The 13,079-nt window shown below is 74.5% G+C and carries 10 protein-coding genes and 1 pseudogene; all 11 read right to left on the minus strand.

Going from position 1 to position 13,079, the window contains the following annotated elements; all coding sequences use genetic code 11:
• Positions 1–11: 11 nt before the first annotated feature.
• On the minus strand, positions 12–626 hold the full coding sequence (locus Q0848_RS08070) for a type II secretion system protein J (RefSeq protein ID WP_299036581.1): 615 nt from the start codon (positions 624–626) through the stop codon (positions 12–14).
• Positions 623–1,837: a prepilin-type N-terminal cleavage/methylation domain-containing protein gene (locus Q0848_RS08075; protein ID WP_299036582.1), complete on the minus strand. Its 1,215-nt coding sequence runs from the start codon at positions 1,835–1,837 to the stop codon at positions 623–625. Before Q0848_RS08075 ends, Q0848_RS08070 begins: the two co-directional genes overlap by 4 nt.
• An 86-nt stretch (positions 1,838–1,923) precedes the next feature.
• Complete coding sequence (locus Q0848_RS08080; RefSeq protein WP_299036583.1) at positions 1,924–2,364, minus strand: type II secretion system protein; 441 nt, start codon at positions 2,362–2,364, stop codon at positions 1,924–1,926.
• A gap of 212 nt (positions 2,365–2,576) precedes the next feature.
• On the minus strand, positions 2,577–3,806 hold the full coding sequence (locus Q0848_RS08085) for a type II secretion system F family protein (RefSeq protein ID WP_299036584.1): 1,230 nt from the start codon (positions 3,804–3,806) through the stop codon (positions 2,577–2,579).
• 11 nt (positions 3,807–3,817) lie between these two features.
• The gene (locus Q0848_RS08090; protein WP_299036585.1) at positions 3,818–5,083 is read right to left on the minus strand and encodes a type IV pilus twitching motility protein PilT; all 1,266 of its coding nucleotides are present in this window, start codon (positions 5,081–5,083) and stop codon (positions 3,818–3,820) included.
• 118 nt (positions 5,084–5,201) lie between these two features.
• A complete protein-coding gene (locus Q0848_RS08095; protein ID WP_299036586.1) occupies positions 5,202–6,881 on the minus strand; it encodes a GspE/PulE family protein in 1,680 nt (559 codons plus the stop codon).
• 110 nt (positions 6,882–6,991) lie between these two features.
• Positions 6,992–7,906 carry a shikimate dehydrogenase gene (locus tag Q0848_RS08100; protein WP_299036587.1) on the minus strand — a complete coding sequence of 305 codons (915 nt, stop codon included), beginning with the start codon at positions 7,904–7,906 and terminating at the stop codon, positions 6,992–6,994.
• Positions 7,907–7,943: 37 nt separating this feature from the next.
• Entirely contained in the window at positions 7,944–9,095 is a 1,152-nt protein-coding gene (mltG, locus tag Q0848_RS08105) for an endolytic transglycosylase MltG (RefSeq protein WP_299036588.1), read from the minus strand.
• A 299-nt stretch (positions 9,096–9,394) separates the two neighbouring features.
• A pseudogene (ruvX, locus tag Q0848_RS19030) lies at positions 9,395–9,844 on the minus strand (Holliday junction resolvase RuvX); the annotation flags it as partial.
• 203 nt (positions 9,845–10,047) lie between these two features.
• On the minus strand, positions 10,048–12,723 hold the full coding sequence (gene alaS / locus Q0848_RS08115) for an alanine--tRNA ligase (RefSeq protein WP_299036590.1): 2,676 nt from the start codon (positions 12,721–12,723) through the stop codon (positions 10,048–10,050).
• A gap of 82 nt (positions 12,724–12,805) precedes the next feature.
• On the minus strand, positions 12,806–13,078 hold the full coding sequence (locus Q0848_RS08120; RefSeq protein WP_299036591.1) for a DUF6167 family protein: 273 nt from the start codon (positions 13,076–13,078) through the stop codon (positions 12,806–12,808).
• Position 13,079 lies beyond the last annotated feature (1 nt).

Genomic DNA, 13,079 nt, shown 5'->3' on the forward strand with positions numbered 1-13,079 from the left:
GCGTTCTCCGATCAGGCGCGAGGGACGGTGTTGGGGCAGGCGACGCGGGTGGCCGCCGAGCTCGACGACGACCGACCACCGCGGACGACCGACGACGTCAGCTCGACACCCACGCCACGGACGGCGGCGGCGTCGGGGGCGACGTCCCCCGACGCGGTGTCGGCGAAGTAGGTCAGCACCACCGAGCCGGACGTGGCACCACGCATGACGCAGGTGGTCCGCGCCCCGCTGCCGTCCTCGGCGCTGAGCGTCTCGGCGAGGCAGTCCAGGTCCGCGTCGTACCGGTAGGTGACGAGCGTGAGCGCGGGGTCGACGGCTTCGGCGGACCCGGGCGGCTCGATGCTGGCGGTGAAGCGCACCGTGGACGGCTCCACCACCTGGAAGGCGGGACCACCCGTGCTGGGAGGGGTCGCCACGCGCAGCCGCCGCGACATCACGTCGACGGCGTGCCGGACCTCAGCGGCAGCCGTCGTCCGGTCGCGGACGTCGGTGGTGCTCCGGAGGTCGGCCGCGAACACCGAGGCCAGGCAGAGGAGGACGAGGGAGGCGCACGACATCGCGACGAGCAGCTCGACCAGGGTGACGCCCCGGTCCCCCGAGGACGCCGCCGCCCGGGAGCGCCTCACTGCGGCACCTGGACCGTCGTGGAGGTCGAGGCCGCCAACGAGACCGTGACGGACGTGACGTAGTCCGCCGAGCGGGAGAAGGTCCACGAGCCGTCGGGCATCGCGACGGAGCGCGGCCCTGCCGGCCCCTCGATGGTGAGCGAAGGTGCGGACTGGCACGGGCCGTCCGGCGCGGGCCGGGCGTACAGGGTGGCCGGCAAGGGCGTCGTGGTGGCGCTCACCAGGTTCGCGGTGGCCAGCGACAGCGTCGTCGCCGTCGTCTTCCCGCGCTCGACCGTGACCGCCTCAGGGCCGGGGGCCGAGGAGCAGCCGGCCACCCGGTACGCACCCGGGAAGAGCCCCCGCACCACCGACGGGCTCACCGAGACGTCGACGCAGGGGGACCCAGCGGCGGCGGAGCCGCACGGCAGGACGACGCGCCGCGTCCTCGGGGTGAAGAACGGGGCGTCCAGCGTCAGGGGTGCGTCCCTGACCGCCGCACCGGCGGCCGGGGCCACGGTGCTCACGGTCAGCGTCCCGGCGAGGTCGAGGTCCGCACGGGGACGAGCCACCCGTCCGGGGAGCACGCTGAAGGCGCCTGTGCTGACGGCCGCCTCACCGCTGCGACCGACGGCACCGGCCTTGGAGGCGGCCGCGGTGTACGAGCCCGCGGAGACGCCGGTGAAGCTGGCGCAGCCGGTGGACCCGGTCGTCGCCGTCCCGCCGGCCGACAGCACCACCTGCGCGTCGGGGACGCCGGCGCCGTCGGCGTCGCGCACCTGCACGGCGACCGCCCCTGGGAGCGTGGTGAGGACCTCGGACGTCGGCGTCGCCGCGACCAGGGTGGTCCCGGTCACCGGCTCGGTGGTGCCCATGTCGGGCCACGTCACGGTCACCACCACCCGCTTCGTCGCCGTGAGCACCGTGGCGTCGACGCACGCGTCGGTCCCGCCGCCGCTGGTCCCCCACGCCGCCGAGGTCGTCGTCGTGTAGGTCGTCCCGGCCTCGGTGGTCGTCGAGGTCGTCGTCGCGGGGATGTCGTCGACCGGCCGGGCGCGGGCGGCCTCGAGCTGCGCCGTCATGAGCCCGGCCGCCTGCACGCGCTGAGCGTTGTCGCGGGTAAGGCCGAGGGCGCCGATGAGCACGCTCGCGACCGCGGCGGCGCCGACGGCGAGCACGAGCGCGGCGACCATGACCTCGACGAGGGAGAAGCCCGCGTCCACGTCGCGCATCTCATCCCGCCCTTCGCTGCAGCGTCTTGACCTTCAGCCTGCGAGAGGGAGGGCCGCGGCAGCGGCCCTCCCTCAGGTGTGGTTGATCAGGGGCAGGTGCCCTTGGCGAGCCCAGCGACCGAGAACTGCCAGATGTTGTTCCCGTTGGTGCCCTTGGGGTTGCTGAAAGACACGCACCAGTTCTCAGCGGAGACGACCTTGCTCTGGTCGACGACCGTCCCCGAGCTGACCGGCCCAGTCGTCAGAGGGACGGCTGTAGTGCCACTTACCTGGGCGATCGAGTACTTGTCACTGGCGATGGTCACCGTCAGCGGGCTGGTGCCGTCGACGTAGTAGGCGGCGATCTCCTTGCCGACGACGGACACGTCGCTCTTCGTGCCGGTGTCGACGGCCTTGGCGCGCTGCGACAGGAAGACCGGGACGGCGATCGCGGCGAGGATGCCGATGATGATCATGACGACGAGCAGCTCGATGAGCGTGAAGCCGGCGTCCTTCTCGCGGATCGACTTGTGGATGCGAGCCAGCATGGGCGTATCTCCTTCTCACGACGGGGTCCGAGCCGCCCGGTGGGCCCGCGCTGTCTGCGCTCTGCGACTCCCTGCTCCTCTCCTGTCGGCACGCCTGCCGCCTTCTTGAGGAGTTAGACCCGTTGCCGCGGTGCGTCGCCCGTGCGGTCCCGGGACGCGCGACGCCCCGGTCCCGTGATCGACGGGGTCGGGGCGTCGCGGGGCGAGCCGGTCTACTCGATGAGCTCGAAGACGCTGAAGATCGGCATGTAGAGGGCGATGATCATGGCCCCGATGACCGACCCCAGGACGGCGATCATCAGCGGCTCGATGAGAGCCGTCAGCGCCTCGGTCGTGCTCTCGACCTCCTGGTCGTAGAACTCGCTGATCTTGTGCAGCATCGCGTCGATGGCGCCGGTGTCCTCCCCCACGGAGAGCATCTGCACGACCATCGGCGGGAAGACGGGGTGCCGGCTCAGGGGCGCGGTCATGGACTGCCCCTGGCGCACCGACTCCTGGACGTCCTCGGTCGCCCGCTGGATGACGACGTTGCCCGCGGTCGCGCCGACGATCTCCAGGCTCTGCAGGATCGGGACGCCGCAGGTGACCATCGTCCCGAGGTTGCGGGTGAAACGGCTGATGGCGACCTTGCGGAAGAGCGTCCCGAAGACGGGCAGCCGCAGCTTCAGCGGGTCGACGACCGCCCGCACCTCCTCCCGGTGACGGACGCGCCCCCACGCCACCGCACCGGCGACGGCCAGCACGACGAGGAAGGGGGCGCCGACCCGCAGGACGTCGCTGAGGACGACCAGCACCTGCGTGGGCAGCGGGAGCTCGCCGCCGAGGTCGGAGAACATCCCGGCGAAGACCGGCACGATGAAGATGAGCATCCCCGCGGTGGCCAGGATCGCCATGACGAACACCACGACCGGGTAGGTCATGGCGGACTTGATCTTGGCGGTCAGCTTCACCTCGGCCTCGAAGGTCTCCGCGACCTGCAGCAGCACCTTGTCGAGGAAGCCCCCCACCTCGCCCGCCCGGACCATGTTCGTCATCAGCGGCGGGAAGACGCGCGGGTGCGCCGCGAGGCTGTCGGACAGCGACGCACCGGTCTCGACCCGACCGCGGACCTCTGCGAGCGCCTTCTGCAGGCCCTTGGACTGCGTCTGCTCCGCCAGGATCGCCAGCGAGCGCACGAGCGACAGGCCCGCGCCCACCATCGTCGCGAACTGCCGCGACATGACGGCCAGGTCCTTCAGCGACACCCGGTCACCCCCGGGCAGCGTGATCTCCCGGTTGAGTCCGGTGCCGCCCCCCTTTTCCTGCAGCGAGACCGGCGCGTAGCCCATCCCCTTGAGGCGGGCGACGAGCGCGGCCTCGCTGGCGGCGTCGAGCGTGCCGGTGACGAGCTGGCCGCCCGCGTCGCGGACGGCGTACTCGTAGGTCTTCGTGGCGGTCGCCATCGCGCGTCCCCTCAGGCCCGGCCGCAGAGCCGGGCGAGGTCGGCCGGGCTCGAGCTCTTGTCGGCGGCGTGCTCGTAGGTGATCGCGCCCACGCGGACGAGCTCGGCCAGGTGCTGGTCCATCGTGTGCATCCCGCTGGAGGCGCCGGCCTGCATCGCGGAGGCGATCTGGTGGGTCTTGCCCTCGCGGATGAGGTTGCGGATGGCCGGGGTCGCCATCATCACCTCGGTCGCGACCGCCCGTCCGCGGCCGTCGGCGCGCTTGCACAGCGTCTGGCAGACGACGCCCTGCAGCGCGGAGGCGAGCATCGTGCGGATCTGGCCCTGCTGGTCGGCGGGGAACACGTCGATGACGCGGTCGACGGTCTGCGCGGCGTCCTGCGTGTGCAGCGTCGCGAAGACCAGGTGGCCGGTCTCGGCGGCCGTCAGGGCGATGGAGATGGTCTCGAGGTCGCGCAGCTCGCCGACGAGGATGATGTCGGGGTCCTGGCGCAGGGCGTGCTTGAGCGCCTCGCCGAAGGAGTGGGTGTCCTCCCCCACCTCGCGCTGGTTGACCAGGCACTGCTTGTGCTCGTGGAAGAACTCCACCGGGTCCTCGACCGTCATGATGTGGTCGCGCCGCGTCCGGTTCGCCAGGTCGATGATCGAGGCGAGCGTGGTCGACTTCCCCGAGCCCGTCGGGCCGGTGACCAGGACCAGCCCCCGGGGCAGGTGGGCGAACGTGGCGACGGCCGGCGGCATCCCGAGGTGCTCCAGCGGCAGCAGCTCCGTCGGGATGAGCCGGAAGGCCGCGCCCACGGCATCCCGCTGGCGGTAGAGGTTCACGCGGAAGCGCGCCAGCCCCGGCACCTCGTGCGCCAGGTCGAGCTCGAGCCGCTCTTCGAAGCGCTCCCGCTGCTTCTGCGTGAGCATGTCGAACAGCGCGCGCCGCAGGCCCTCTCGCGTGCACACGTCGAAGCCCGGCAGCGGCTGCAGCTCGCCGCGCACGCGCACGGTGGGCGGCGCCCCGCGGGTCAGGTGCAGGTCCGAGGCGCCGACGGCGACCATCGCCTCGAGCGCCGCGATGACGTCGACGACGGGCGCCTCGTCCGTCGAGGCGTCACCACCCGCGCGCGGGGCCGGGACGACCGGCTCCACGGAGCCGCCGAGCACGGTGCGTCCCTGGCTCGGCGGGCTCCCGGCGAGGCCAGGAGCAGGGCTGAGACCAGGGCCAGGGCTGAGACCGAGGCCGGGCACGGGCACGGCGGGCTCGGCCACGCGCAGGGGCTGCAGCTCCACGGGGACGTCCACGGACGGGCCATCGGCACCCGCCGTCCGGCCCTTGAGGTCCCGGCCCCCGGGTGAGCTCTCCGCCCGTGTTCCTGGCCCGTGCTCGGCCCCACGTCCGCGAGCGCGCTCAGGCCACGACGCGCAGGACCTCCTCGAGCGACGTCAGGCCAGCGGCCACCTTCGCCCACCCGTCCTCGCGCAGCCGGGTCATGCCCTCCGACACGGCCAGGCGGGCGATCTCGGACGCCGAGGCCCGCTCGACCGCGAGCCGCTCGACGCCCTCGGTGACCGACATCACCTCGTGGAGCGCGAGCCGGCCCTTGTAGCCGGTCCGCGAGCACGACGGGCAGCCCACCGGCCGGTGCAGCACGGGCGGCGGCTCGCCGGGGACGTGCGGGTAGCCCGCCAGCGAGAGCGTGCGCTCGTCGGGGCGGTACGGCTCCTTGCACCGCCCGCACAGGCGCCGGGCGAGGCGCTGGGCGAGCACGCAGTCCAGCGCCGAGCCGACGAGGAACGGCTCGATGCCCATCTCGGTCAGCCGGGTGATCGCCGACGGGGCGTCGTTCGTGTGCAGCGTCGACAGCACGAGGTGGCCCGTGAGCGCCGCCTCGACGGCGATGGTCGCCGTCTCGGCGTCGCGGATCTCGCCGATGAGCACGACGTCGGGGTCCGAGCGCAGGATCGAGCGCAGCGCGCCGGCGAAGGTCAGGCCCGCCTTGGGGTTCACCTGCACCTGGTTGATGCCGGGGAGCCGGTACTCCACCGGGTCCTCGACCGTGATCACGTTGATCTCCGGGCGGCTGACGAGGTTGAGCGTGGCGTACAGCGTCGTGGACTTGCCCGACCCGGTGGGCCCGGTCGCCAGCACCATGCCGTACGGCTTGCGGTAGCTCGCCGCGTAGCGGGCGTGGTTGGCGTCGCTGAAGCCGAGGTCGGCGAGGTCGAGGCTCGCCGTGGAGTTGTCCAGGATCCGCATGACGACCTTCTCGCCCCACACGGTCGGCAGCGTCGCGACCCGCAGGTCGATCTTGCGCCCGGAGTGGACGACGGACAGGCGCCCGTCCTGGGGCCTGCGCCGCTCGGCGATGTCGATGTCCGCCATGATCTTCAGCCGCGACGTCACCCCCGACTGCACCGAGCGCGGCGAGCGCATCACCTCGTGCAGGACGCCGTCGATGCGGAAGCGCACCCGCAGCTCGTGCTCGCCGGGCTCGATGTGGATGTCGGAGGCGCGGTCGGTGATCGCCTGGTCGATGAGCAGGTTCACGTAGCGCACGATCGGGGCGTCCTCGACGGCCGCCGCCACGAGCGAGAGGTCCTCCTGCTCGTCGAGGTCCGCGGACATCGCGCTGGTGAGGTCGTCCAGGTCGGCGTCCGCCCGGCAGAAGCGCTCGACGGCTGCCGTGAGGTCCTCGCGCGTGGCCACCACCGGCGCCACCTCGAGGCCCGTGATGCTGCGCAGGTCGTCCAGGGCCACGACGTCGCCGGGGTCGGCCATGGCGACCACGAGGCGTCGGGAGTCGTCCAGCCCGATCGGCAGCAGGCAGCTGCGCCGGCACAGCGCCGCCGGCACGCGGGCCACGGCGGAGGGGTCCACGGGGTGCTCCGTGAGGTCCACGAAGCCCAGGCCGACCTGCGCGGCCAGGGTGGCGATGAGCTGCGCCTCGGTGATCGCCCGGGTGCTCACGAGCGCCTGCCCGAGGCGCTGCTTGGTCACCTGCTGGTGGGCCAGCGCCTCCACCAGCTGGTCGGGCGTGATGACGCCCTCCTGGACCAGCAGGTCGCCCAGCCGGGTGCGGGTCCGCACGCGCGCGCCTCTCCGGCCCGGCCGCCGCGGCCGTCCGGAGGGGCGGCGGGGTCGCAGGGCGGGTCCGAGGGCCCATCGGCAGCCCGCACGGGCACCTTGAGGGGACCGGGTCAGGCGTCGTCGCGGGCGCGCCGTCGGCGCTCCGCGAGCCCGGCCTCGCGCAGGACGTCGGCCGCGGGGGCGCGTCCCGTCATCAGGCGGACCTGACCGACCGCCTGGTGGACGAGCATCTCGAAGCCGTCGACCACGGGGCCTCCCGCGGCCCAGGCGGCGCCGAGCGCCGTCGGCGACGGGTCGTAGACCACGTCGAGCAGGACACCGCCGGTTCTCCCCGGCGCCAGCCCGGCGGCGACCTCGTCCGCCGCCCCGGCCGGAGCCGTGGCGATGACGACGTCGGCCCCGGCGAGGCCCGACGCCGCGGCGTCCCACGGCGCCAGCTCGACCTGCGCCCCGCAGCGCGCGCCGACGTCGACGAGGGCCGCCGCCCGGGCGGGCGAGCGCACGTGCGCGACGACCGAGGAGCAGCCCAGCGCCGCCAGCGCCGCGACGGCCGAGACAGCGGTGGCTCCCCCGCCGAGCACGGCGCCGCGCAGGTCAGACGTGCGCCCGGCCTCCTCGACCGCCGGGCGCAGGGCCCGCACGAGGCCCTCGACGTCGGTGTTGGCCCCCAGGGCACGCCGGCCGACGCCGCCGTCACCGGCCGGCTCCCACGTCACGGTGTTCACCACGCCGGTCGCCCGCACGACCTCGTCGACGTCGTCGAGCAGCGGCAGCACCGCCCGCTTGAGCGGCATCGTCAGGGACAGGCCCGCCCACTCGGGGCCGCAGCCGGCGAGGAAGCCCGCCAGGTCGGCCTCGACCACGTCCACCGCGTCGTAGCGCCACCCCGGCAGGCCGAGCTGCGCGTAGGCGGCCCGGTGCAGCGCCGGGGACAGCGAGTGGGCGATCGGCGAGCCGAGCACCGCCGCGCGCCGGAGGCCGTCGACGTCCGCGGGCCACCGGTCGGCACCGTGCTCCTCGGTCACGGAGCCCCCGGTCCCGGAACCCTCGGTCACGACGCCCTCAGTCGCTGGGGTTGTCGCGCAGCCACTGCTGGAACAGCCGCACGTTGACCGAGTGCTCCTCGAAGGTCTCCGCGAAGCGGGTCTCGCCCGTGGACGGGTCGACCGCGACGAAGTACAGCCACGGGCCCTCGGCCGGGGCGGACGCCGCCGCGATGGCGCTGTCCCCCGGCGAGTTGATCGGTCCCGGCGGCAGGCCCGGGTAGACGTAGGTGTTGTAGGGGGAGTCCGTCGCGCGGTCCTCGTCGGTGGTGGTGACCCCGCGCTTGCCCGTCGCGTAGTCCACGGTCGTGTCGAACTGCAGCGGCATGTCGATGCCCACGCGGTTCTCGATGACCCGGGCGACCCGGGGCCGGTCCTCCTCGCGCGAGGCCTCGGCCTCCACCAGGCTCGCCACCGTCATGGTGCGGTGCCAGCGCTCGGGCGGGATGCCGCCCTCGACGAGCCCCTGCTCGGCGCGGCTCACCATGGTCGCGATGACCTCGACGGGGGTGACGTCGGGCTCGAACGTGTAGGTGGCGGGGAAGAGGTAGCCCTCGAGGTTCCCCTCGGCCTCCGCCGGCAGCGTCACCGCGGGGTCGGACCCCGCCGCGCGCAGCTCCTCGACGGGCAGGCCGGTGTCGGCGGCGATCTGGGCGAGCGCGGCCTCGGCCCGCAGCCCCTCGATGAGCTGGACCTGCAGGTCGACCCGCGCGGCCGGCGAGAGCAGCAGGTCGAGCGCACCGGCGGCGGACATCTCCTCGCGGAGCGCGTAGGTGCCGGGCTGGATGCTCGCCGACTCGGGCTCGGCGGCGGCGGCCGAGACGAAGGCCCCCACGCTCTGCACGACGCCCGCCTCCACCAGCGTCTCGCCGATGGCCTGGCCGGTGTCGCCCTGCTCGACCTGGACCTGCACCTCGCCGGTGCCGGGACCGGCGAAGTCGGTGGGCGCGTCCTCGCGGTCCAGCAGCGGTCGGAGGAAGTTCCAGCCGACGAGGCCGGCACCCGCCACGAGCGCGAGGGCGAGCACGAGGACCACCGCGGTGACGGCGCGCCGCACGCCGCGCCCGCCCCGTCGGCGGGGCTCGGCCGCCGGATCAGGGGCCGTGGGGTCGGCGATGGCGCCCACGAGGGGCACGTCCGGGCGCACCGGCTGGCGGCTGCGGCGGCTCATCGGCCCTCCTCCGCGCGCGCCGCTGCGGCGGGCGACGGCAGGACGGCACGGCGAGGTGGTCGCGGCACGGGGTGCTGGGTGGTGCTCACGGTGGCGTCCTCCTCCGGGTGCGGACTGCTCGTCCGCCCCTGCGGGTCCTCGCCGGTGCGCAGCGCCCCCGTGCGCCTACCGACCTCGTCGTCGTGCTGGTGCTGCGGCTCGTGCTGGTCGTGCCCCGTCCGGTCGTGCTCGTCCGCGTCGGGCTCGACCGGCGCGCGGTCCCGGCGCCGCCCGTCGGGGCCGAGCGGTCTCGCGAGCGAGCCCGGCGGTCGGCCCGAGGACCGCTCCAGGTCCAGGGCCGTCTGCAGGATCCACGCGGCGGCGACCTGGTCCACGACCGCGCGGTGGCGACGCCCGCTGGTGCCGCCCTCGTGCAGGGCGCGGTGGGCGCCGGCCGTGCTCAGCCGCTCGTCGACGAGCCGGACCGGGACGGGTGCGACGACGTCGGCGAGGCGGCCAGCGTACTGCCGGGCGATGGAGGCGGCTCTGCCCTCGTCCCCCGACAGCGAGCGCGGCAGGCCGACGACGACCTCGACGGCCCGGCGCTCGCGCACCTCGGCGGCCAGCCGGAGCACGTCGGCGGGCAGAGCCTCGGGGTCCCGAGGCGCTGCGTCGCCGCGAGGGGCGCCCCGACGCGCGGGCGCCGGGAGGTCGCGCGCGAGCGTCTCGACCGCGGTGGCCACGAGGCCGTCGGGGTCGCACGCCGCCATCCCGACCCGCACGCTGCCGACGTCGACCCCCAGCCGCACACCGCGCCGCCACGCACGACCGCCGTCGGGCTCGGCCGCCGCGGAGGTCGGCGGGTCGGACGGCGCGGGAGGCGGCGGACCTGCGGGCGGGCTCTCGTGCCCGCCGACCGGTCGCTTGCGCTTGGGCCGCGGCTGGCCCGTCCTGCCCACCCGCGCCGCCAGGCTCAGCTCGTCACCGCGGCGCCGACCTGGTGCTCCACGGCCGTCAGGGCCGCACCGAGCTGGGCGGCGTCGGTGCCACCGCCCTGCGCGACGTCGTCCTTGCCGCCCCCGCCGCCGCCGAGGACCCCGGCCGCCGTCTTCACCATCGCGCCGGCCTTGACGCCCCACTCGCGGGCGCGCTCGTTGGTGGCGACCACGACGAGCGGGCGGCCCTTGGCCACGCCGCCCACCGCCACGACGGAGGGCCGGTCCTTGCCGAGCCGGCCCCGCACGTCCAGGGCCAGCGCGCGGAGGTCGTCCGCGGAGGCGACCTCCCCGGCGTCGTGGCCGGCGAAGGCCACCCCGAACACGTCGGTGGGCGAGGACGCCAGCGCCCCCGCGGAGGCGAGCACGCGCTCGGTCCGCGAGCGCGCCACCTCGCGGTCGGCGTCGCGCAGGCGCCCCACCATGTCCTGCACCCGGCTCACGAGGTCGGCCTCGGGGGCGTTCAGCATCTCGCTGAGCTGGCCGACGAGGTCGCGCTCGCGCGCCAGGTACCGGAAGCCCTCGACGCCGACGACGGCCTCGACGCGCCGGTTGCCGGCGCCGACCGAGGACTCCCCGGTGACCACGAGGGGGCCGATCTGGCTGCTGCGCTGCACGTGCGTGCCACCGCAGAGCTCGCGCGACCAGGGGCCGCCGATCTCCACGACGCGGACCTCGTCGCCGTAGGTCTCCCCGAACAGGGCGAGGGCGCCGAACTCGCGCGCCTCGGGCAGCGTCATCCACTGCGCGCTGACCGGCAAGTCGTCGCGGACCGCGAGGTTGCTGACGTCCTCGACGTCGCGCCGCTGCTGGGCGGACAGCCCGCCCTTCCAGCCGAAGTCCAGCCGCAGGTAGCCGGGCCGGTTGAACGAGCCCGCCTGCTGGGCCGACGGCCCGAGCACCTGGCGCAGGGCCGCGTGCACGACGTGCGTGCCCGAGTGGGCCTGGCAGGCGTCCACCCGCCACTGCGGGTCGACCGCGGCGGAGACCTCCACGCCCTGGGCGATCTCGCCGTCGAGGACCCGCACCTGGTGCACGACGAGGCCCTTGACCGGCCGCTGGACGTCGAGGACCTCGGCGGACCCGCCGTCCCAGACCAGCGTGCCCGCGTCGGCGCTCTGGCCACCGGACTCGGCGTAGAAGGGCGTGCGGTCCAGGACGACCTCGACGACGCGCCCCTCCCCCGCGCTGGTCACCGGGTCGACGCCGGAGACGACGGCGAGCACCCGCGACGTGGTCGTCAGGGTCGTGTACGCCTGCCAGTCCGTCGGCCCGTTCGCCTCGAGGACGTCGCGGTAGGCGCCCGTCGCGGCGGCGCCCGTCCGCTTGGAGCGCGCGTCGGCCCGGGCGCGCTCGCGCTGCTCGGTCATGAGCTCGCGGAATCCCTGCTCGTCGACGCTGACGCCCTGCTCGGACGCCATCTCGAGGGTGAGGTCGATGGGGAAGCCGTAGGTGTCGTGCAGCTGGAAGGCGCGGGTGGCCGGCACCCGGGTGCCGCCGGACTCCTTGGTCTCCCGCACCGCGGTGTCGAGGATGGTCGTGCCCGCCACCAGCGTGCGCCGGAACGCCTCGTCCTCGGCCGCGACGACCTCGCTGATGCGCCCGAAGTCGGCGTCCAGCTCGGGGTAGGAGCGCGCCATCCGCTCCTCGGAGACGGCCGTCAGCTCCGCCAGGGAGGGGGCGTCCACCCCCAGCAGGCGCATGGCGCGCACGGCGCGGCGCAGGAGGCGGCGCAGCACGTACCCGCGGCCCTCGTTGCCCGGGCGCACGCCGTCGCCCACGAGCATCAGCCCGCTGCGGACGTGGTCGGCGACCACACGCAGCCGCACGTCGGCGGCGGGGTCGGCGCCGTAGCGCACGCCCGCCATCGCCGCCGCCGCCTCGATCACGGGGAAGACCTCGTCGATCTCGTACATGTTGTCCTTGCCCTGGAGCAGGTACGCCACCCGCTCCAGGCCCATGCCCGTGTCGATGTTCTTGCGCGGCAGCTCGCCGAGGATCGGGAAGCCGTTCTTGCCGCCGCCCTCACCGCGCTCGAACTCCATGAACACGAGGTTCCAGATCTCGATGTAGCGGTCCTCGTCGGCCGCCGGGCCGCCGTCCCGGCCGAAGCGCGCGCCGGCGTCGACGAAGATCTCGCTGCAGGGCCCGCAGGGGCCGGGGCCGCCCGTGGACCAGTAGTTGGAGTCCATGCCCAGGCGCTGCACGCGGTCGGGCGAGACGCCGACGTCCTTCGTCCAGATGCGGTGAGCCTCGTCGTCGTCCTCGTAGACGGTGACCCAGAGGTCCTTCTCGTCGAAGCCGTACCCGCCCTGCTCCTTCGGCGTGGTGACGAGCTCCCACGCCCACGGGATCGCCGACTCCTTGAAGTAGTCGCCGAAGGAGAAGTTGCCGTTCATCTGGAAGAAGGTGCCGTGGCGGGTGGTCTTGCCGACCTCCTCGATGTCGAGGGTCCGCACGCACTTCTGCACGCTCGTGGCGCGAGCGAAGGGCGCCGGCTCCCGACCGGTGAGGTAGGGGATGAACGGCACCATCCCGGCCACGGTGAACAGCAGCGTCGGGTCGGGCGAGACGAGCGAGGCGCTGGGCACGACCTCGTGCCCCTTGCCCTCGAAGAAGCTGAGCCAGCGACGGCGGATCTCCGCGGTCTCCATGAGGGGCCTTCCGTGTCGGGAGGTCGGGGCGAGCGCTCGCGCGGCTCCCGACCGGTGCTCCGCGGGTCGCGGGGAGGGCGGGTCAGGCCCGGGGGCTGGTGGGGCGCTCGATCAGGTCGCGGGCCTCGGTCTCACTCATGGCCCCGGCGTCGACGCCCAGGGCCACGCGCAGCTCCTGCTCGCGCTCGGCGGCGCCGGCGCGCACCTCGGCGGCGAAGCTCCGGGCGGCCTCGGACCACCCGGTCGCCCGGCCGTGCAGGCCCTTCGGCGTGTAGGAGCGCGCGACGCCGGCGGCGCGGCGCACCGCGACCACCCCGGCGACGGCCCCGAAGCCGATCCAGACCAGACGACCCATG

This window comes from uncultured Pseudokineococcus sp., from assembly GCF_947495735.1.
GTDB lineage: Bacteria > Actinomycetota > Actinomycetes > Actinomycetales > Quadrisphaeraceae > Pseudokineococcus.

Bases quoted from the DNA above. Each gene is read 5' to 3' on its own strand.
- Q0848_RS08075 (WP_299036582.1), bottom strand. From the start codon at position 1,837: ATGCGCGACGTGGACGCGGGCTTCTCCCTCGTCGAGGTCATGGTCGCC.
- Q0848_RS08080 (WP_299036583.1), bottom strand. From the start codon at position 2,364: ATGCTGGCTCGCATCCACAAGTCGATCCGCGAGAAGGACGCCGGCTTC.
- Q0848_RS08085 (WP_299036584.1), bottom strand. From the start codon at position 3,806: ATGGCGACCGCCACGAAGACCTACGAGTACGCCGTCCGCGACGCGGGC.
- mltG (WP_299036588.1), bottom strand. From the start codon at position 9,095: ATGAGCCGCCGCAGCCGCCAGCCGGTGCGCCCGGACGTGCCCCTCGTG.
- alaS (WP_299036590.1), bottom strand. From the start codon at position 12,723: ATGGAGACCGCGGAGATCCGCCGTCGCTGGCTCAGCTTCTTCGAGGGC.
- Q0848_RS08120 (WP_299036591.1), bottom strand. From the start codon at position 13,078: ATGGGTCGTCTGGTCTGGATCGGCTTCGGGGCCGTCGCCGGGGTGGTC.